Origin of the sequence: Microbulbifer pacificus (assembly GCF_002959965.1) — a bacterium.
Taxonomy (GTDB): domain Bacteria; phylum Pseudomonadota; class Gammaproteobacteria; order Pseudomonadales; family Cellvibrionaceae; genus Microbulbifer; species Microbulbifer pacificus_A.
Window position 1 is genome coordinate 696564 of record NZ_PREV01000027.1, and the last position, 20684, is coordinate 717247.

General features: G+C 58.4%; 14 protein-coding genes. 8 read left to right on the forward strand and 6 right to left on the reverse strand.

Translation table 11 applies throughout. The features are described 5' to 3' along the window. The first annotated feature begins 18 nt into the window (after window positions 1-18). The 7 genes from C3938_RS17925 (at window position 19) to C3938_RS17935 (ending at window position 9036) form a co-directional block, all read left to right on the forward strand. A complete protein-coding gene (locus C3938_RS17925; protein WP_158681703.1) occupies window positions 19-159 on the forward strand; it encodes a hypothetical protein in 141 nt (46 codons plus the stop codon). A 321-nt stretch (window positions 160-480) separates the two neighbouring features. Continuing rightward, a complete protein-coding gene (locus C3938_RS17930) occupies window positions 481-909 on the forward strand; it encodes a hypothetical protein (RefSeq protein ID WP_158681704.1) in 429 nt (142 codons plus the stop codon). An 862-nt stretch (window positions 910-1771) separates the two neighbouring features. Continuing rightward, the gene (locus tag C3938_RS13645) at window positions 1772-3133 is read left to right on the forward strand and encodes an efflux transporter outer membrane subunit (protein WP_105103818.1); all 1362 of its coding nucleotides are present in this window, start codon (window positions 1772-1774) and stop codon (window positions 3131-3133) included. 22 nt (window positions 3134-3155) lie between these two features. Continuing rightward, entirely contained in the window at window positions 3156-4625 is a 1470-nt protein-coding gene (locus C3938_RS13650) for an efflux RND transporter periplasmic adaptor subunit (RefSeq protein WP_199775611.1), read from the forward strand. Then, window positions 4622-5353 (forward strand): ABC transporter ATP-binding protein, encoded by a 732-nt coding sequence (locus C3938_RS13655; protein WP_105103819.1) that lies wholly within the window; start codon window positions 4622-4624, stop codon window positions 5351-5353. Before C3938_RS13650 ends, C3938_RS13655 begins: the two co-directional genes overlap by 4 nt. After that, a complete protein-coding gene (locus C3938_RS13660) occupies window positions 5340-6560 on the forward strand; it encodes an ABC transporter permease (RefSeq protein WP_105103820.1) in 1221 nt (406 codons plus the stop codon). Before C3938_RS13655 ends, C3938_RS13660 begins: the two co-directional genes overlap by 14 nt. A gap of 430 nt (window positions 6561-6990) precedes the next feature. Further along, window positions 6991-9036, forward strand: coding sequence for a hypothetical protein (locus tag C3938_RS17935; RefSeq protein ID WP_158681705.1), 2046 nt, complete (start codon window positions 6991-6993; stop codon window positions 9034-9036). A 62-nt stretch (window positions 9037-9098) separates the two neighbouring features. Here C3938_RS17935 and C3938_RS13670 read toward each other — a convergent pair whose 3' ends face one another. From C3938_RS13670 to C3938_RS13695, 6 genes are all read right to left on the reverse strand, one after another. Then, window positions 9099-9725: a polysaccharide deacetylase family protein gene (locus C3938_RS13670; RefSeq protein WP_105103821.1), complete on the reverse strand. Its 627-nt coding sequence runs from the start codon at window positions 9723-9725 to the stop codon at window positions 9099-9101. Between the two features lie 130 nt (window positions 9726-9855). Then, window positions 9856-10179, reverse strand: coding sequence for a ferredoxin FdxA (gene fdxA, locus C3938_RS13675; protein ID WP_105103822.1), 324 nt, complete (start codon window positions 10177-10179; stop codon window positions 9856-9858). Window positions 10180-10329: 150 nt separating this feature from the next. After that, window positions 10330-12975 (reverse strand): DNA mismatch repair protein MutS, encoded by a 2646-nt coding sequence (gene mutS / locus C3938_RS13680; RefSeq protein WP_105103823.1) that lies wholly within the window; start codon window positions 12973-12975, stop codon window positions 10330-10332. 200 nt (window positions 12976-13175) lie between these two features. Next, window positions 13176-14549: a nucleotide 5'-monophosphate nucleosidase PpnN gene (ppnN, locus tag C3938_RS13685; RefSeq protein ID WP_105103824.1), complete on the reverse strand. Its 1374-nt coding sequence runs from the start codon at window positions 14547-14549 to the stop codon at window positions 13176-13178. Between the two features lie 193 nt (window positions 14550-14742). Continuing rightward, complete coding sequence (gene pulA / locus C3938_RS13690) at window positions 14743-18210, reverse strand: pullulanase-type alpha-1,6-glucosidase (protein ID WP_233998915.1); 3468 nt, start codon at window positions 18208-18210, stop codon at window positions 14743-14745. A gap of 287 nt (window positions 18211-18497) precedes the next feature. After that, a complete protein-coding gene (locus C3938_RS13695) occupies window positions 18498-19871 on the reverse strand; it encodes a Na+/H+ antiporter NhaC family protein (protein WP_105103826.1) in 1374 nt (457 codons plus the stop codon). A 129-nt stretch (window positions 19872-20000) separates the two neighbouring features. On the opposite strand from C3938_RS13695, the gene C3938_RS13700 reads away from it, so the two are divergent. Continuing rightward, a complete protein-coding gene (locus C3938_RS13700; RefSeq protein ID WP_105103827.1) occupies window positions 20001-20660 on the forward strand; it encodes a PepSY-associated TM helix domain-containing protein in 660 nt (219 codons plus the stop codon). Window positions 20661-20684: the final 24 nt, after the last annotated feature.

Genomic DNA, 20684 nt, shown 5'->3' on the forward strand with positions numbered 1-20684 from the left:
GCCTTCGTCCTGGAGCGCATGGAATACCTGCCGCAAGGTTGGGGCGTCATCGAGGCGTGGGAGCGGCTCGATATCGAATGGCAGCACTACGTCAAGCACCTGCGCCAGGACTGCCGGCACCTGATCGAAGCCATCGAAGAAGCCGCGCCGCCGTTCTAGCGACCAACCAGGAGGGGCAAACGCCCCTCCGCTTTAGCCGCTTGCAGCGGCCGAACCGGCCGCCTGTCGGCTGCCCTTCGGGCGCTGGCGCGCCCGGAGGGCAGCTAAGCGGAAAAGCGCATTGCCACTGATTCCGCATCCCGCTAAGGTAAAACCCGCGTCGGGGCCAAAAGCCGGGAGGGAGCCGGCGGCGCCGGGAAAAGTGGAAGCTAAGCCGTTGATTGCACAGGGGAAAACCGCAAGTTGGCGCAGGACCGGCCTCGGGGTGATGTCTCTGCACAAGAGGATTCGGGACTACTTTCGAAAGTAAAACCTAAAAACGTGAGCAATGCTCTAACCGGAATTGGCGGAGCAGGTCAGATTGCCGCAGGGCTTGCGGCTTGCGCAACCGGTGCAGGCTGTGTAATTGGAATTCCTTTAATCGTATTGGGGGTATCAAATATTGGCGAATCTGTTACTGCATTTATGAGCCCTACTGGTGATGGGTTTAATTTAACTCAAGCCGCTATTCAAGAAGCTTTCGATTTTTCAGATCAGCATGCTGTTGCTGCGAATGCAGTCCTCAACCTTACTGCAGACTTGGCTGGGCTAAATGTACTTGCTGTACCCAAATATCTAGCAAAAATGACACCAAGGTATTCGTCTGACTTTCGAGCAGTCAGGTGGAGTATTACTCCTGCGGGGCTGGCTATAAATGGCGCGACAACAACAAGTACAGCTGCAAACGCTATACTTTCTCAGGACGAATAATTATGCATGATCTATTGTTATGGGTTGGGTCGCTAAAGTTCACGAAAATTCTATTTTATTGGACCTTGCTTCTAGTTTTTGAATTTCTTATTTGCACTGGGTTTGGTGGAAAAAAAATTTCTTCGAAAAGTTGGTTGTATAATTTTTGGTTGCCATTTGGTGTTTTTATTCCCATTTTTTGGCTTCTTAGACTGAGTGAACCAATGGCGATCGATGTTTTTGTTGCCTGCTCTATGGTAATTTTCTACAGTCTTATAAGGCCTGGTTTGAAATCGAAATTAATGTGAGGGTTAATTTTTTCCATAAATTTTGGTTCCACGATAGTCCGAAAACTCACTTTTCAACTAAATTTTAGTTGGTGAGTTTCGATCAATAGGATCGGAATCATCGATTCAAATTGGTCAGTCCAGGCAATAGTAACTGGGCCCACGGCTATCCGGGCTCCGTGAGTTGCTGTGGCAGACGGTCGCCAAGCAAGAGAGAGGGTCCGGCCATGAGTTACGACAGGCACGGTCCCATACTCACTCGCGCCGACTGCACCGGCGTCAAGATTCAGAACGGTAATCAGCATGAAGCCAGCCACTGGCTTTTGTGACGACAGGTGGGAGGTCTGAAATGGAAGACATTTGCCAGCAGAAGTGACTGTAGGGAACTCCAAGTCGACACAAACGCCGTACGCGATCACATCTGATTGGAAGTTTGTCCCGCCGCTGAGTGGATACAGCGCTTTGGGGCGGCTCTGATACGAGCCGCCCTTAATCTTGATTACCTAAAGTTAACCCTTCTTAACGCGGCCTTTTTGCGGGTTTGCGGCATTCTATCGCCATCCAATAAACACATTGGCCTCGCCGTGAATCAGACAATGCATTGCACAGGGCCGCTGCCATTGGCAGTGGCCATCCTCTTCAGTATTGCCGCCGGCATCGCACCGGCGGTGGAAATTGATCCTGCCAGCGTCCCCATTTCTGAGTCCGTAGCCGACGCCCGGTTTCAGGATGCGGTTGCTGCGGAGTGGTGGCAGCGCTTTGACGATCCGTTGATGGTGGACCTGATCGACGATGCACTGGCCGCCAATCCGGATATGCGCAGTGCCCAGGCCTCCCTGCGCGCGGCCCGCGCCCAGGGTGTGATCGCCGGTGCCTTACTCAAGCCGGAACTGAGTGGCAGCAGTTCGGCATCGCGCAATGACGACCAGAGTCGCTACGGTGCCGGTCTCAGTGCCAGCTGGGAACTGGACCTGTTTGGCGGCAACCGCGACAGCGCCCGCGCCGCTGAGGAAGATATCCTGGCGACCACCGCCAACCTGCAGGATGCGCAGATTTCGCTGGCCGCCGAAGTCGCCAGCAGTTACATCAACCTGCGTCGAGCGCAGGCACAAATGGATATTCTCGAGCGCAATCTCGCCGCACAGCGGGAAACTGCGGGGTTGATCGAGGCCCGCTACAAGGTCGGTCTCGACAGTGAGCTGGAACTCGCCCAAAGTCGTCTCAGTCTTGGCCAGCTGCTGGCGCAATTGCCAGAGCAGGAGAGGGCGGTTAGCCAGTTTATGCACGCACTGGCGATTCTCTCCGGTGAAGAGCCGGAAGCATTGAATGCACGCCTGCAACTCCCCACCGGTGTGCCCTACGTGACGGAACCGCTGATCCCCACCGATCGTGAAATTGCCGCGGACCTGGTGCGCCGCCGCCCGGATCTGCGAGCGGTGGAGCACAATGTCACTGCGGCGGCTTTCCGTCGCGATGCCGCGGAAGCCGCGCGCTATCCGAGCTTTCGCCTCGGCGGCGGGTTGGACTTCAGCAGTCTGGATGCTGTTGATCTGTTCGACACCACCAGCATGGCGCGCTCACTCCTCGGTTCCATCAGCGTGCCGTTGTTCAACGGCGGCCGGCTCAAACAGCAGGTTACCGTACGCGATGCTCAGTACGATCAGGCGGTGAACAGCTACCGAAAAACCCTGCTCGCGGCATTGGCGGAAGTGGCCGATGCCTTCGCCACACTCGAGAGCAGCGAGCGCCGCATCTCGCAACTGACGGAAAACCTCAATCTCGCTCGTGACACTCGACAGCTGGCGTTTACCCGCTATCAGGCTGGGGCGGTGGATTTCCAGACGGTGCTGGATGCCGAGCGCCAGGTACTGAGCGCGGAGCAGGGTGTATTGCAGGTGCGTGCTGAGAACTCTCTCGCCGCCATTGGCCTTTACCGAGCCCTCGGCGGCAGCTGGTGAGGCCCGGGAGGCAGAAAGAAACATGGAGAACAACTTGAAGAGTAACGGATCTGTACGCGAGATGCTGAACGCGTCCGGTAAACGGAGTTTCCTGTCTGGACTGTTCGGGCGCAACAGCAACGCCGCAGGCGCCTCCACCCATAAACCGCGCAAAATCTGGATCGCCGCGGGCGTTGGGGTCGCGGTAGCCGGCGTCTGGACCCTGTGGGGCTTTACCGGTGGCGGTGGTGCTCCGCAATTTGCCACCGCAATGATCAGTCGCGGCGATCTCGAAGTGACGATCACCGCCACCGGCAACCTGCAGCCACTTAACCAGGTGGATATTGGTACCGAGGTGTCGGGCACGGTGGAAACCGTCTCCGTGGACTACAACGATCACGTCAAGAAAGGTCAGGAACTGGCCCGTCTGATCACCGTGCAATGGCAGGATCAGGTGCGCAAGAGCAAGGCTGCGTTCAATTCCGCCAAGGCCCGCCGCCAGCAGGCGGAGGCCTCGCAGATCGAAGCCGCGCAAAACCTGAAGCGCCTGCAGGAACTGAAGGTGGCGACGGAGGGCCGCCTGCCGGCGCAGGCGGAACTGGAATCCGCACAAGCCGCCGACCGTCGCGCGCGTGCCGATCTCGCGGTGGCGGAGGCGAATGTAGAATCCGCCCAGGCGGACCTCGCCACTGCGGAAACCAACCTCGCCAAGGCCATCATCATTTCTCCCATCGACGGAGTGGTGCTGTCGCGGGTGGTAGAGCCGGGGCAGACGGTTGCCGCTTCACTGTCCGCGCCCACACTCTTCACCCTTGCCGAAGACCTGTCGAAAATGGAACTGGAAGTGAGTGTGGATGAAGCGGATATTGGCCAGATGGACAGGGGCCTCGCCGCGCGTTTTAGTGTTGACGCCTGGCCGGGACGCGAGTATCCGGCGGAAGTTACCCGTGTAAGCCTGGGTTCCAGCATCGTCGACAACGTCGTGTCCTACTCCACTCTGCTGTCGGTGGAAAATCCGGACCAGACCCTGCGTCCGGGCATGACAGCTACCGCCACCATCGTTACCGAATCCAAACAGAATGTGTTGCTGGTGCCCAACGCCGCGCTGCGCTTTACGCCGCCGGCGGAGTTGATGCCGGAGCCGGAAGCGGGTGAGGCGGGGGCGTTTCTTCGCGCTCCGCGTGGAGAGGGCGAGCCGCGTAGTGCAGGAGGCGCTCCCGGAGAGCGTCCGGGCAATCGCGGCGGTGAACGCAACAGCGAACGCAGCGGTATGCTCGCGCAGCTGATGCCCGGTCCGCGCCGTTTTGGAGGGCCGCGCAACCGCAATCAACCGGAAGGAGCACCACCGCTGCAGAACCGCGGTCCGCGTCACGTCTGGATACTGGAAAATGGCCAGCTCAAGCCCGTGCGCGTGCGCACTGGCGTAAGCGACGGTCGCCACACGGAAATTGTCGGTGGCCCCCTGCAGGAGGGGGCACAGGTGGTGACGGGAATAGCGGGAGCGCGCGGATGAGTGCACTGCTGGAATTTTCCGGAGTCACCAAAAGCTATGGTCAGGGTGGCGTTGCCTTCCAGGCACTTCGCGGTGTGGACCTGAAAGTGAGCGAAGGGGATTTTGTCGCGGTGATGGGGCCCAGTGGCTCCGGTAAATCTACGGTGATGAACATCATCGGCTGTCTCGATGTACCCACCACTGGCAGTTACCGCTTTCGCGATGTGAGCGTCGAGGCGCTGTCGCGCAATGAGCGCGCGCTGCTGCGTCGACATTTTCTCGGTTTTGTTTTCCAGGGATTCAATCTGCTGGCTCGCACTTCCGCACAGGAAAATGTCGAACTGCCACTGCTGTATCGAGGCGAACCCGCCGACGTGCGCGCGGCCGCAGCCAAACGCGCGCTGGCGCAGGTCGGCCTTGCGGGTTGGGAGCACCACACGCCTGCGGAACTCTCCGGCGGTCAGCAGCAGCGCGTGGCTATTGCCCGCGCGATCGTCACGAATCCAACACTGCTACTTGCGGACGAACCCACCGGCAACCTGGACACCCGTCGCAGCCACGAAATCATGGAGTTACTGGTATCTCTCAACCGCGATAGCGGTATTACGGTACTGATGGTCACGCATGAGGAAGACATGGCGGCCTACGCCCGCCGTGTGGTGCATTTTGTGGATGGGCTGGTCGCGCGCGACGAAGAACAGGAACAGACCGCGGGATTGAAGCGGGAGCGCCACCATGCTGTGGAGTAGTTTATTGCTGGCGGTGCGCGAAGTGCGCCGCAATATTCTGCGCTCCTTTCTCACGGTGCTCGGCATCGTCATCGGTGTGTCCGCGGTGATTACCATGGTGACACTCGGTAATGGTGCTACCGAGTCCGTGCGCCAGCAGGTGGAAAACCTTGGCAGTAATCTGTTGATGCTGCGCCAGGCGCGATTTCGTCGCGGTCCACCCGGTAGCGCCGGTGCCAGTGGCCCGCCCCCGTTCAAGCTGAGTGATGTGGAAGCCATTCGCGAACGCATCCCGGGTATTGCCGCGGTGGCTCCGGAAATCGAAGTCAACAGCACCGTCGTGGCCTACTCCAAAAACTGGTCCACGGAAGTGGTGGGTACCACTGCGGATTACTTTGTTGCCGGCAGTTGGGAACTTGCCGCCGGGCGCTTCTTTTCCGAGCAGGAAGCAAGCAGTGGCGCAACGCTGTGCGTGATCGGGGAAACTATCCGCAGAGAACTGTACGGCGCTGTGTCTGTGCCGGTGGGTGAGAGCCTGCGCGTCAAGAATTTCTCCTGTGAAATTATCGGCGTACTCAAATCCAAGGGGCAGGCGCCCATGGGCGATCAGGACGACAAAGTGGTGATGCCGCTCGGTGCCGTGCAGCGCCGGCTCGCCGGTAGCCGCCGCAGTATTTCCGACATCATGATCTCCGTGGCCAGCGCGGAGCAGATCGATACCGTCAAGGCGCAGCTCACAACGCTGATGCGTGAGCGACGGCGATTGGCCGCTCACGAAGACGATGATTTCAATGTGCTGGATACCCGTCAGATCGCCGACACCCTCTCCGGTACCACCCAGGTACTTACCGGCCTGCTCGGTGCAGTTGCCTCGGTGAGTTTATTGGTGGGGGGTATTGGCATCATGAATATCATGCTGGTATCGGTAACCGAACGAACACGGGAAATCGGTATTCGTCTCGCTATCGGTGCTCTGGAGCGGGAGGTGTTATTACAGTTTTTGATCGAGGCCGTAGTACTGGCGGCCCTGGGAGGCCTGCTGGGGATACTCATTGCCACCATTGCCTCCGTCAGCCTCGCTGCACTGATGGGATTGCCCTATCACTTTGATGTGGGCATCAACCTGATTTCGTTCCTGTTCTCGGCGGGTATCGGTGTGCTGTTCGGCTATATGCCCGCGAGACGGGCGGCGCAGCTGGACCCGATTGAGGCGTTGCGGCATGAGTAAAAAATATCCAGGTCGCAGTGACTGAAACGTCAAGCGGATAGAAATATTCTCGTTTTCGCCGCAGATGGGAACGACATCCCAATAGGCGATACACGAGTCTTTGGAGCATTGTCAGTTCCCAAAAGGATCTACATAATCCTTCGTTCTATTAACTAAATATAAAGTCATTTTCGGGGGATATATGGGGCTGGCCAGGCTTAGCGCGCTAGTGCTGTCGAGTATCATTGTTACTGCGTGTGGGGGAGGCGGCGGCTCTTCCGATGGTACTCCCTCCGGCAGCTCGTCAAGCAGCTCATCGAGCAGTTCTTCCGGTAGTGGGTCCTCCAGCAGCTCATCGGGCAGTTCTTCCGGTAGCGGTTCCTCCAGCAGCTCTTCGGGTAGCAGTAGCTCTTCCGGCGGCAGTTCGTCCGGCTCGGCTTCCGATGCACCGGTGGCAACTATTCTGTTTCCGTGGAAGGTTTCTCGTACGGAAGATGGCAGCATACTGGTAAAGGGGGTCGCCAGCGATATTGATGGTGTTCGTTCCGTCAAGGTCAATGGGGTTGCCGCTACGCTGAAAACGAGTGCCGGTCCGCAGGCGGTGTCCGGCTCCGCGGTGTCATCTTTTCAGTCCACCAGTTCAACGCAAGCGTCCGACTCTGACGAAGTGGAGTGGGAGGTTAATCTTCCTCTGGCCGAAGCGGCCAGCACATTACTGGTGGTGAGTACGGAAGATAACAGCGGCAACGTGAATGGTGAGGCCGGGGTTGCCGAGGTCATTCAACGTAAGGTGCCGACCCAATTTGCACTGGATACTGACCGGCGATTACTGGTCGGCCAGGCGCAAAGGGACCAGCTGATTCGTTATGGACTGGACGATAACAGTTATTCTCCGATTGATGTTCCTTATCTCGGGGTATGCGATGCGCTGACATTTCTCAGTAGCGAAGACCGGGTTGTATGCGGGCAAGTGAGTGGCAGCTGGCTAACACTCTCCAGTATTTCTTTGGAAACCGGTGTGAAGTCCCAACTCGAAATCCACAATCTCGATTTCGATTCCGCCGAGTGGTCGTTCGTACAGCTGAAAAAAATCGAAATCACTGAAGACGAAACGTCTCTTTATCTGTTATTGAAGTATTTTTCTGCGGAAGACTACTCCCAGAACAAGTCCGTGGTCGTGCGCTACGATTTTGCCAGTGAAAGCTTCATTACGGTTGTAGACGGGCAAGCGGCGGACAAGCAGAGGCTTGCATCTGACGAAATGGCGCTGACGCAAGATGGTTTGTTGGTGTTCAGCGAATTCTGGGGCGAGTGGGACGACTCTTTGCGCAAGTTGACCCTGGATGGTTCAGTGATCAACGATGTCGCGCCATCTTCCTCCCTGTTTTTGGCCGGAATTGCTGTTGATTCTGCCAGTACTTCCGCATTTATGGCCGGTTACGATGGCATTGTGAAAGCTGACCTTGAAAGTGGAACGGTCAGTACTCTTTCTCTGGAAGCGGAAGAATCCATTTTCAATATCAATCAGATTCGATCCGTGGGCCTGGATGAGGCCAATAATCGTCTGTTGATTGCCGATTCAGATTTTGATTATGTGCTTGCCGTCAATACGCAAACGGGAGCGAGATCGGAATTTGCAGGCAATGGTGTTGGTTCTGGCAAGCGCTTGTCAGTTCCGCGCGGAATTGCACTGGATGAAAACGCGGGTAAGGCCTATCTACTTGAGGATGCCTACAGTGGTGGCTACTTGTTTGAAGTGGATCTGGAGAACGGAAACCGGCGAGTTCTGAGCCAGTTTGATTTTAATTGTCATCAAATTTCCCAGGAAGTGGTCCGAGACCAAGCGCGTAATCGCCTCTATGCGGTGTATGTGAATGATATTTTCAGTGTGAATCCTGAAGATGGAACCTGGACCCGTCTGGTCGGAGGTAATGCTCCAGGAGAAGACTGCCGAATGAATGTGTTCGGCTTTACCGGTGCGACACTGGACAGTGCGAATAATCGATTACTGGTTACGGATGCCTATGCACATGGCGTGCTGACGGTGGACCTCGCCACCGGCGCTGTAGATACACTCATGCAGTCTGCGGAAGAGTTACCGGCACCGGTTGATGTTGCATTGAATGCCGAAAATAATGCTCTTTATATTCTGGAGCAGTCCAAAGGAGATCTCTTCCATTACGATCTGGAAAGTCGAACGCTCACCAGCATGCTTGGGGGGTGTCGCGATGCGGCTATTACTCAGGGGATAGACCCGGATCACAGTACCGCCCAGGATCTGCTGTTAGATAAGACCTCCGGAAGTCTGTGGGTGGTCAGTGACAATCTGGCTCGTGTAGATCTCGCTGCTGACGCGTGTAATGCGGAGTCCAAGCAGGTGCCGGATGGAGTGTTCAATCTCGATGTAACCTCGGAAGGTCAGCTTTTGGGAACCTATTTCAACAAGCTGAAACAGCTGGACTTTGAAAGCGGGAGTTCTGTAATCATTTCCAAGTAAATGATTATCCGACAATGAAGGCCACCAAACGGTGGCCTTCATTGTCTCGCTAGGGAGAAAACTTACGTGAGTTTGTATGGCAGCTCCGAGAGTGTAGCGAATTCATAACCCTCGGCCTTCAACCGTTCATTGATCAATGGCAGTGCCCGGAGAATTTGCTCGCGCTGGTTATACAGCGGGTGCAGTATCACCACCGCCCCCGGGAAGGCGTTTTCCACCAGCAAATCGGCAATTTCCTGGGGGTCGTCCAGGTCTGCCAGCGTGTCGCCGGGGAAGTTCCAATAATTTGCGCTGTCCTGTTCATACGCTTCAGGCAACCGTGCAAAAGACGGGGCGAGTAGGTTGGGGTTGCGTTCACCCAGGTTGCGCAGGATCCTCTTGGCGCCGTCAATTTCGCGCTGTGCTTTGGCGGAGGCGATTTCCCGGCTTTTTGGGGTTTTGCCTTTGCCGCGTTTCTGCGCGTTGTTTTTTTCGTTCTTCAGGGTCAGTGTTTCCGGAAAAAAGGTGGCCTTGATCTCCAGGCGTTCCAGTTCGTTCAGCAATGCTTCGTTGCTGCTGGAGCTGGGGCCGTCGTCGAAGGCGAGGGCAATACGACGATCTTCACCGGAGGTGGCTTCCATCGGGATCGCCAGCACGGCGATGGCCATGGTGCGGCGCAGCAGAACGCGTAGGGATTTCATGGTAGACATAAACAATTCGTCTGTACTTGGTTACTTCAGGGAAACGGTAGGGGATTTCATTTGACAAGAACGAGGGGCTTAATCTCCGGAAAACAAAAAAGCCGTCTGAAAAGACGGCTTTTTATTTACCTGTGGGTACTCAGCGCTCCAGATACTGCAGCTTGCCTTTCACACCATCCCACTCCGCGGCATCGGGCAGTGAGTCTTTTTTCTCGGTGATGTTCGGCCATACTTCGGCGAGTTCTGCGTTCAGTTCGATGTATTCCTGCTGATCCTCCGGCACCTCGTCTTCGGAGAAGATGGCGTTGGCGGGACATTCGGGCTCACACAGGGCGCAGTCGATACACTCGTCCGGGTGGATCACCAGGAAGTTGGGGCCTTCGTAGAAGCAGTCTACCGGGCAAACTTCCACACAGTCGGTGTATTTGCACTTGATGCAGTTTTCCCCAATTACGAATGTCATGCTTGTCCCTCGATAGTGCTATCAATAGTGCTGCGCGTTGCCGCTGCCGGGCCAGCCCCTTACTGGCGCTGTGCCCGATTCTGAAAGCAGCGGATTTTAGCAATAACTGGCGCGAATTGTAGTGGCTTTTGAGTCGAATTGGTTGGGTGCTTATAACAGTTTACGCAGGGCGTAGAGCTGTTCCAGCGCCTGGCGTGGAGTCAGTTCATCCGGGTCCAGGGCTTCCAGCGCTTCTACTGCCGGGTGCGGGGCACTGCCGAACAGGTCCACCTGGGCGGGGGCCTGGGGTTTTGCCTTGGGCGCTTCTGGTGGCTTAGGTGCCGGCGCCGGGGGTGCTGCCGGGGGTGCCGCCGGGGCGCCGGGACCGGAATCGCGGGTGGTGTGACCCGCTTCCAGGGCGGCGAGGCGGGCCTTGGCCTCGTCCAGCACCTCCTGGGGAATACCGGCCAGTTTGGCCACCTGCAGGCCGTAGCTCTTGGACGCCGGCCCCTCCTGAATACGGTGCAGGAACACAATGGAGTCGCCGTGTTCGGTGGCGTTCAGGTGGATATTGGTGGCCTCCGGGCACTGGGCCGGCAGCTCGGTCAGCTCGAAATAGTGGGTGGCGAACAGGGTGAACGCGCGCACCTTGTCGGCCAGGAAGTGGGCGCAGGCCCAGGCCAGAGACAGGCCGTCGTAGGTGCTGGTACCGCGGCCGATCTCGTCCATCAGGATCAGGCTGTGCTCGCTGGCATTGCGCAGAATATTGGCGGTCTCGGTCATCTCCACCATGAAGGTGGAGCGGCCGCCGGCCAGGTCGTCGGCACTGCCGATGCGGGTGAAGATACGGTCCAGCAGGCCGATGCATGCGCTGTCTGCGGGCACAAAGCTGCCGCAGTGGGCGAGCAGTGCGATCAGCGCGGTCTGCCGCATATAGGTCGACTTACCGCCCATGTTCGGGCCGGTGATCACCAGCATGCGGCGGGATTCGTGCAGGTCGATATCGTTGGCCACAAAGGGCACGTCGAGCACCTGTTCCACTACCGGGTGACGGCCGCCCTCCACGTGGATGCCGGGCTGGCTGGACAGCTCCGGTTTGGTTAGGCGCAACTGGTCCGCACGCTCGGCCATATTCGCCAGCACGTCCAGCTGGGATACCGCGGCGGCGGCATTCTGCAGTGCTGCGAGGTGTTCATTCAGGGTGGTGATCAGTTCCTCATACAGGAACTTCTCTCGGGCCAGTGCGCGGCTCTTGGCGGAGAGCGCCTTGTCTTCGAATTCTTTCAGTTCCGGGGTGATAAAGCGCTCGGCGTTTTTCAGGGTCTGGCGGCGGATATAGTCCGCCGGCGCCTTGTCGCTCTGGCCACGGCTGATTTCGATGTAGTAACCGTGTACACGGTTGTAGCCCACCTTGAGGGTGGGGATGCCGGTGCGCTCCTTCTCGCGCACCTCCATTTGCACCAGATAGTCGCCGGCGTTCTCACTGATACCGCGCAGCTCGTCCAGCTCGTCGTCGAAGCCCTCGGCAATCACACCGCCCTCGCGGATCACCACCGGAGGGTTCTCCACCAGTGCGCGTTCCAGCAGTTCCACCGTTTCGGGCCATTCGCCCATTTCGCGGGAAAGCTGGGCGAGCAGGGGGGCGTCGGTCTCACTCAATTGGCGCTGCAGTTCCGGGAACTGGGCCAGGGACATGCCGAGGCGCGACAGGTCCCGCGGGCGCGCGGAGCGCAGGGCCAGGCGGCCGAGGATGCGCTCCATATCACCAATGGGCTTGAGCGCTTCACGCAAGGGTTCGAAGCGGTAATCGGCGATCAGGGCGGCAATGGCCTGCTGGCGCTGCTCCAGGATGTGCAGGTTGCGCAGCGGGTTGTTCAGCCAGCGGCGCAGCAGACGGCTGCCCATGGCAGTTTTACAGGCGTCGAAGACCGACAGCAGGGTGTTGTCGTCACCGCCATTCAGATTGGTGTCGATTTCCAGATTGCGACGGCTGGCCGGGTCGAGCGCCACGGTGTCTTCCGTGCGCTCGGTGCGCAGGGTGCGGATATGCGGCATCTCGGTGCGCTGGGTGTCGCGGGCATACTGCAGCAGGCAACCGGCGGCGCACAGCGCAGCGTGCATATGGCTGCAGCCGAAGGCTTCGAGATCCATGGTACCAAACTGGCGGTTGAGTACCCGCAGGGCGCTCTCCAGATCGAATTCCCACGGCGCGCGACGGCGCAGGCCGGCGCGGCGTTCGATCTCCGTCGGCAGGATCAGGTCTTCGGACACCAGCAGCTCGGTGGGGCTATAGCGCTGTACCTGCTCCATCAGTACCTCAAGTGTCTCCACTTCCTGTACCGCGAAATGCCCGGTGCCCACATCCAGCAGCGCGAGACCGAACTTGCCGCCCACCATCACGGTGGCCGCCAACAGGTTGTCGCGGCGCTCGTTCAGCAGCGCCTCGTCGGTGACGGTGCCCGGGGTAACGATGCGCACCACCTTGCGCTCCACCGGACCCTTGCTGGTGGCCGGGTCACCGATCTGCTCGGCGATGGCCACGGAAACCCCGGCCCTGATGAGTCGCGCCAGATAACCTTCCGCCGCGTGATAGGGAATGCCCGCCATGGGAATCGGCTGCCCGCCGGACTTGCCGCGGGCGGTGAGGGTCACATCCAGCAGCTCGGAGGCCCGTTTGGCATCGTCGTAGAACAGCTCGTAAAAGTCCCCCATACGGTAGAACACCAGCTCCTGCGGGTGCTCGGCTTTGATGCGCAGGTACTGCTGCATCATCGGCGTGTGTTCGACTTGCTGGTTCGTGCTGGTGGTTGCAGGCATGGATAAGAAAATCTTTATAAATCAATGGCTTGGTTGTTGTTGCGTGTCGGTGTTCAAGACCGATGGGCCCCATTGCGGGCGCTCGCGACAAGCGCGCAAGGATACCAAAGCGGTGGGGAAACCACTATCGATGGTCCGTGACTGGAGGGGGAGAAGTCTGCCCCCGCTGACTTCGGTGTGGGGGCAGATAGAGCCGGGGGTCAGTCCGCGCTGATCTGGTAACAGGGAACGTACTGCTTGCCGGGCAATTTCATCCGCTGTTGTTTGGCGAAGGATTCCAGCAGGGTATCCATGCTGTGCATCAGTGCGGGATCGCCACTCAGCTGGTATGGGCCATTTTTCTCCACATTGCGGATGCCTTCATCTTTGACGTTGCCCGACACGATGCCGGAAAACGCACGGCGCAGGTTGGCGGCAAGCAGGTAGGGCTCCTGGTTAGTGTGCAGTGCCAGGCTGCGCATGTTTTCGTGGGTGGGTGCGAACGGACGCTGGAATTCCGTGGAGACTTTCAGCTGCCAGTTGAAATAATAGGCATCGCCGGTTTCCTTGCGGTGTTCCCGTACTTTTTCGATACCCGCGGCCATCTGCCGCGCGACTTCCTGTGGGTCGTCGATGATGATCTGGTAGCGCGATCTCGCCGCCTCCCCAAGTGTGCTGGCGATGAACTGGTCGATACGGATGAAGTACTCCGCCGCGCTGGCGGGGCCGGTAAAAATTACCGGGAAGGGCTGATCCCGGTTGTCCTGGTGCAACAGGATACCGAGCAGGTAAAGGATTTCCTCTGCGGTGCCCGCGCCACCGGGGAAGACCACGATACCGTGACCGGTGCGCACAAACGCCTCCAGGCGCTTCTCGATGTCGGGCATGATCACCAGCTGGTTGACGATCGGGTTCGGCGCTTCCGCGGCAATGATGCCGGGCTCGGTAATACCCAGGTACTGGCCGTGACGGTCGCGCTGCTTGGCGTGACCAATGGTGGCGCCTTTCATCGGTCCCTTCATGGCGCCGGGCCCGCAGCCGGTGCAGATATCCAGATGGCGCAGGGCCAGTTCATAACCCACTTTCTTGGTGTAATCGTATTCTTCCGTGGAAATGGAGTGGCCGCCCCAGCAGACCACAAGGCGCGGCGTACGATTGCGATTGAAGGTGCCGGCGTTGCGCAGGATATGGAAAACCGCATCGGTAACCCCCTGTGCGGACACGAGGTTGTAGCGGGGGTCTCCGGTGATTTCACTGTTGACGTAGATAATGTCTCGCAGCACCGCAAATAGGTGCTCGGCAATACCGCGAATCATTTTGCCATCCACAAACGCACTGGCCGGTGCGTTGACCACATTGAGTTTTACGCTGCGTTCGGTGGGGATTACGGAAATGTCAAAATCGGCAAATTTTTCTAGCAGCTCTTTGCCGTCGTCCATGTAACCGCCGCTGTTCAGCACCGCCAGGGAGCAGTTGCGAAACGCCTGATATTGCGGCCCTCGGCTCTCGTCGCTGAGTTTGTGTATTTCGTATTTGGAGAGAATATCGAACTGTCCGGTGGGTGATACTTGCGCATCGACTACTTCTGAGAACATGCGATCCCCTTACTTATGTTATGTGCACTTGCAGTATAGGTGATGGCATGCTTTTGGTTGCGACTTGTCAGTCACTGCTTGTTGAAGAAGGTCGGGGTACTCATCCCCGGCAGGTGTCCTGGATGACTGTGTAAAAATACCAGCCCCGGCGATTCGCCGGGGCTGGTTGATTGGCGAGCTTTCTATATGAAATTCAGCGCAGACGACGGCGGAGGAGAGCGAGGCCCAACAGAAGCATCAGGCCGAAGTGCATGGCGCCCGCTTTGGAGCCACCACCGGAGCCATTGCCAGAATTGCCCCCGGAACTGCCGTTGTTTTCTTCTTCCGGTTCTTGGTTGACGATGGAGGTATCGTTCTCGCGTTTGAGCACAAACACCGCGGTGGTACGTGCGGGAATGGTGAATACGCCTGCATCGACACTGGCCGTGGCCATTGTCGCATCGGCGGATTCCTGCTGGACCGGGTGCAGTGTAAACGGCAGGTCGGCTGCGGACTCCAGTGTGAACTCAACGGCCTCGGCGGCGCCATTGAACAGCGCGAGAATCTGTGACGTTTCCGCGTCGTAATCGCCGGCGGGATCGTTCAGATGCATGGCGATCAGGCCGGGAATCTGCTCCGGTCCGGTATTTTCAAAAGACACCACAGACTGGATTGCCTCCGCGCTTGGCAGACGGAACAGTCCGCTGCTGGCACGGATCTGCAGCCATTCCTTGAACACCGCGAGGGCAAACTCACGATCACTCTGTTGCGGCGCAATATCCGGGTTCGCCAGCAGCGGTGCCATCATGCCCCACTTGTCCTCGTTCTTGTCGGCAACCGGCAGGCCGGCTGCCCAGTTGTCGCTGGCGAGGGAAAAGTCGATGGCGTTGAACCAGTCGCCGGAGTTGTAGCTGTCGCGGTCCATGGATTTGGAGCGCAGGAATTCCTGGCCGGCGTGAATGAACGGCACGCCCTGGGCGAGCATCACCAGTGAATTGCTGAAATTCTGCAGGCGCACGCGATCCACAAGTGCGGTGGTGCTGTTGGCCTTGATCTGGATGCCGTCGAACAGGGTTTCGTTGTCGTGGGCGGCAATGTAGTTGATGGACTCCTGCGGATCCGTGGTGTAACCCGTGGGCTGGCCGTTGTAGACGAGTTCCGCACCGGTAAGTGCGGTGCCGGTGGCATCGGTGAGAGTGTAATCAGCGAGGTTGCCGGCGAGAGAAATACGCACCTTGTCCGCCAGTGTTAGCAGTGTGGCGCGTTCGTCGGTGCCATCGAACTTGCCGTTGCTGTCGGTATACAGGCCGGTGCCAAAGCCCTGCTCCTCATAACCGCCGAATGGGTTGCCGCCGCGGACGCTGTCGCGCAAACGATCATTGAAAGTACCAACGCCGGTGCCACCCATGTTGCCCTGGCGTGCCTGAACAAAACGCGCGTCGTCCACCACCTCGCCGAAGTTCCAGCCTTCGCCGTAGAGGTAAATGGCCGATCCGTCCACGCCGTCGGCCTCAACGGTGAGTGCCTGCATATCCGCCGCCACATTGAGGATGTTTTCCTTGCTGTGGTGGCCCATCAGGTCGAAGCGGAAGCCGTCCACTTTATACGCGGTGGCCCAGGTCTTTATGGAATCGCGCATCAGCTTTTCCATCATGGTGTGTTCGCTGGCGGTATTGGCACAGCAGCTGCTCATTTCCACAAAGCCCTCGCCGTTGCGGCGGTGATAATAGCCGGGAACAATCTTGTCGAGGATCGAGCGCTCATACTGGCCGTAGGAGCTGGTGTGGTTGTACACCACATCCATTACCACGCGCAGGCCCATATTGCTCAGCGACTGCACCATCTGGCGGAACTCCAGAATGCGTTTGGCCCCGTTCGGGTCGGTGGAGTAGCTGCCCTCGGGCACGGTAAAGTGCAATGGGTCGTAGCCCCAGTTGAACCCATCTTCATCGCGAATCGCGTTGACGGCGGCCTGCTGTTCGCTGCTGTCGGCGGCGTAGACGCTCAGGTCAGCGGTGGTTTTCTGTGCTGTGCGATCTTCATTGACCGTGGCAAAGTCGAAGGCCGGCAACAGGTGTACGTGGGTGAGGCCCGCACTCGCCAGCTCCGCCAGGTGCTGGCTGCCGCGACCTTCTTCTGCGAAGGCGGCGAAGGTGCCGCGAGCGGCTTCGCTGACGGAATCGTCGCGGATGCTGAAGTCGCGCACATGCAGTTCATACAGGCTGATGTCTTCCGCGGCGGCCAGGGAAGGTTTCGTCAGTGCATCCCAGCCCTCCGGTTTCAGGTCGGCGTCATTCAGGTCGACGATCTGGGATTTGTACGAGTTGGTGGTGAGACTCAGGGAGTAGGGATCGGAAACCCAGTTCTTCTCCACCTTGCGACTTGCGTAAGAATAGACTTCCACCTCGTACAGGTAGAATTTTCGGTTCCAGTCGATACTGGTAGATGCCGTCCACACGCCGTTGTTGGCGGTCATTTCAATTGTCGCCGTGGGCTCGTACTGATCCGCAGTGCTGAACAGGTGCACTTTCACCGACTTGGCCGTGGGTGCCCACAGCGCGAACTCAATGGCATCTTCACCGACGGTCGCGCCGAGGGTGCCGTCGTAGGCGAACACCGCATCCAGTACACCGGGGGTCTGCACACCGGTCGCGTCGACGATATTGCCTTCGGCATCGTAGAGGGCGACGGCCAGCTGGCCTTGTATCAGTGCGGCGATATCCGCGCTGGCGGGCAGGGTGAACGCGGTGTGATTTGCCAGGTGCGGGAATTTGGCTTTTGCCGCGGCGGACATGCCTTGGGCATTTTCGGTAAGGCTTATTTCAAGGTCGCAGTCGACGCCGTCCGCACCCAGTGTCAGCGCAGCGCTATTACTCATTACCAGTTTCGCGCTGCCGCCTTGCGGTGGGCTGACTGGCCATACGATGGTGCTGGCATCCACCCAGTGCGCTTTATCGGTGGAGAGATCCCCTTTGGGAATGCCGTCGGTGCTGACGACCACATTTTGGGTCGCACTGTCGAAAGCGAAATACACTTCCTTGCCGGCTTCCACCGTGAACGCAATATTGCTACCGCCGCTGCCGTAGCTCTCGTCCCAACCCTCGTGCAGAGCGGCCTTCATTTCGTAATTGCCAGCCGGAATATCTCCGGTGATAAAGGTATAGATCCCGTCTCCGTCCACATCCTGCATCCAGCTGCGCAGGCAGTCAGGCTGCCAGTCACCGGGACAGCCCAGCTCGCTCTGGAAACTGCCAGCAGCAGTGACAATCGCATGCCGGATGTTGTCGGCAATCCAGTGCGTCTCATGGTCGTACAGGAATTTCACCGCGCCTGCTTCTGCGACATTGAGGCCGATATTCGGGCCACCAGCATCGGCGTTGCCACCGTAGTTTTCGTCCCAGGTGCCGTCGATCGCCACTTTGTACTCGTAACTGCCCGCCGGCAGTGAAAAGTTGCCGGACCAGATATCGTCCGCCGCATCGTAGGTGAGTTGTGATGCGGCACAATCCGGTTGCCATTCCCCGGCGCAACCGATGGCTGGCTGGAGGCTGCCGGGAATATTCACCTGGGAAAGTTCGGAGTTGGCGCTCGCCTGTGTGCTGGTGTGGATTGAGGCCGCGATGGCCATGGCCAATAGCGAAACCGCACGGGAGCGCCCCCGCGCTGAAAAGGATGCATGCATTTCTGGAAACCTTGTTATTGAAATTATTGCTGTTGTTCCGGCATGGAAGCGGTTTTGCCGGTAACCGGTTCATCATCGCTACGAGCCGCTCCCCTCAAACCGACGGGAAACCTGTGCTCATAAAAAGACCGGAATCTGGATTAAAAGACACGCCTGTGCCAGAGGCATCCCACCCGTGGGGGGAGGAGACAATTGATGATCAAGGAGGACGAAGGGGCCCACCGGTTGAGCGTGCGGGATCGGAAAAGACGGGCGCACGCACATACTTCGAGGTGTTGCGTCTGACATCAGTCCTTGTGAGCGCTAACCCTTCCATATACAAGAATGGATAACAGTGCGCAGATGCCCAGCAGCCAGCAGTAATGAATACTGCCCGCCAGTGCGAGTGGGGAAACGCTGGCGAGTGACGAGGCCAGAAGAACCTGCGCGCCGTAAGGCAGCATCCCCTGCACGGTGCAGGAGTAAATATCCAGCAGACTGGCACTGCGACGTGGGTCGACACCGTAACGGGTGGCCATGTCTTTGGCCAGTTGTCCGGTCAGCAGAATGGCTACGGTGTTGTTGGCGGTGCAGATGTTGGTCATTGCCACCGCGGCACTGATGCCCAGCTCGCCGGTTTTACGGCCGGGCTGGCCTTTGCGGCCTCTTCGGCTGAGGCGGTCGATTGTCTTCTCCAGCCAGGCGATGCCACCACCGGCCTGCATCATTGCACCGAGCCCGCCAATCATCAGCGACAGAATCAGGATTTCCTGCATGCCGGTGTAGCCCGCATAAATATCCTGGGACAGGCGCGCTATGTTGTAGTCCGGTTCCAGGGCGAAGCCGATACTGCCCGCCAATAAAATCCCCACAAACAACACCAGCAAAACATTCACGCCGGAAACGGCGAGAACCAACACCAAAATATAGGGGGCTATAAGCGCCAGATCATAGTCACCGGGGTTGGGCACCTGGGCCGTGGTGCCGGAATACCACAACCAGGCCAGGGTGACGAAAGAGGCGGGCAGGGCGATCAACAGATTCATGCGGAACTTGTCGCGCATGGATACCCCCTGGGTGCGGGTGGCGGCAATGGTGGTGTCGGAAATGATCGACAGGTTGTCACCGAACATGGCGCCGCCGACCACCGTGCCGATCGTGAGCAGCAATGAAAGGTCGGTGGCGTCCGCGAGTCCCACGGCTATGGGGCCGATCGCGGCAATGGTGCCCATGGAGGTGCCCATGGAGGTGCCCATGGCGGTGGCGATAAATGCGGTCATCAGGAAGAGCCCCGGCAGTACCAGTGACGGAGGGATTACGCTCAGACCGAAGTTCACCGTCGCATCCACACCGCCAATGGCTTTGGCCACGCTGGCGAATGCGCCGGCAAACAGGTAGATCAGCACCATGGTGACGATGGTGTTGTCGGCGGCACCCCGGACAAAGGTATCGATGGCACGGTTGAGCGGGCCGCGTGCGAGCAGTATCGCCAGTGCTATGGCTGGCAGAATCGCCACCGTCGCAGAGACCTTGTAAAAGGCCATTTCCTCCCCCTGCCACTGGAACCACAGCCCGGCCCCTACAAAGAGCGCGAGAAACAATGTCAGCGGGAGCAGGGCGAGGGCGGATGGCGAGGTGGGAGATGGCGAACTGGACGATGTCGAGCTGAACTGTGGATTCATAGGTACCGCTGAGAATCTGGGTTGCTGGCTAAAAAAGGCGCGGATTCTAAACAGTATAGGGTTGGCTGATCCAGCGGCCGCTTTACAGATTTTTACGCTTTACGGTGCGCTTCCTTCTTTAAGTGGATAATGAGATACATTATCATCTATGCCCTTCTAATAATGGTCAGACATAACAGGGATCGGGCAGTAGTGGCAATTTCTCTCGGATCGGCGCGCCAATGGCACTGGATCAGCTCCGCGGTGTGCCTGGTGGGAATGCTGTTGTTTGCGATCACCGGTATCACCCTGAATCATGCCGCGGAGATTCCGGCGCACCCCGATGTGGTCAGTCACGAGTTGAGCGTGCCGGCGGAATTGCTGGAAGGCTGGGGCAGTGCATCCGAAACGCCTCAGTTGTCGCCCGAGCTGGTGCATTGGCTGGCGAGCGAATATCGCATTCATGTCCCGCGATACCATCGTGGTGAATGGGATGGTTCCGAATATTACCTGGCGATGCCGCGTCCCGGCGGGGACGCGTGGCTCTCGCTCGACGCGGAGAGTGGCGATCTCACCTTCGAGAGCACCGACCGCGGCTGGATCGCCTATTTCAATGACCTGCACAAAGGGCGCGACACCGGCGGCGTGTGGCGCTGGTTCCTGGATGTGTTCGCGGTGGCCTGTGTCGTTTTTTGTCTCACCGGTTTCTGGCTGTTGTGGAAGCAGTCGTCACGCCGCGTATCCACCTGGCCGGTTACTGCACTGGGGGTGCTGATTCCCCTGGTGATTGCGCTGGTTTTCATTCACTGATTCTTTCTGTTTCATGCACTTTCG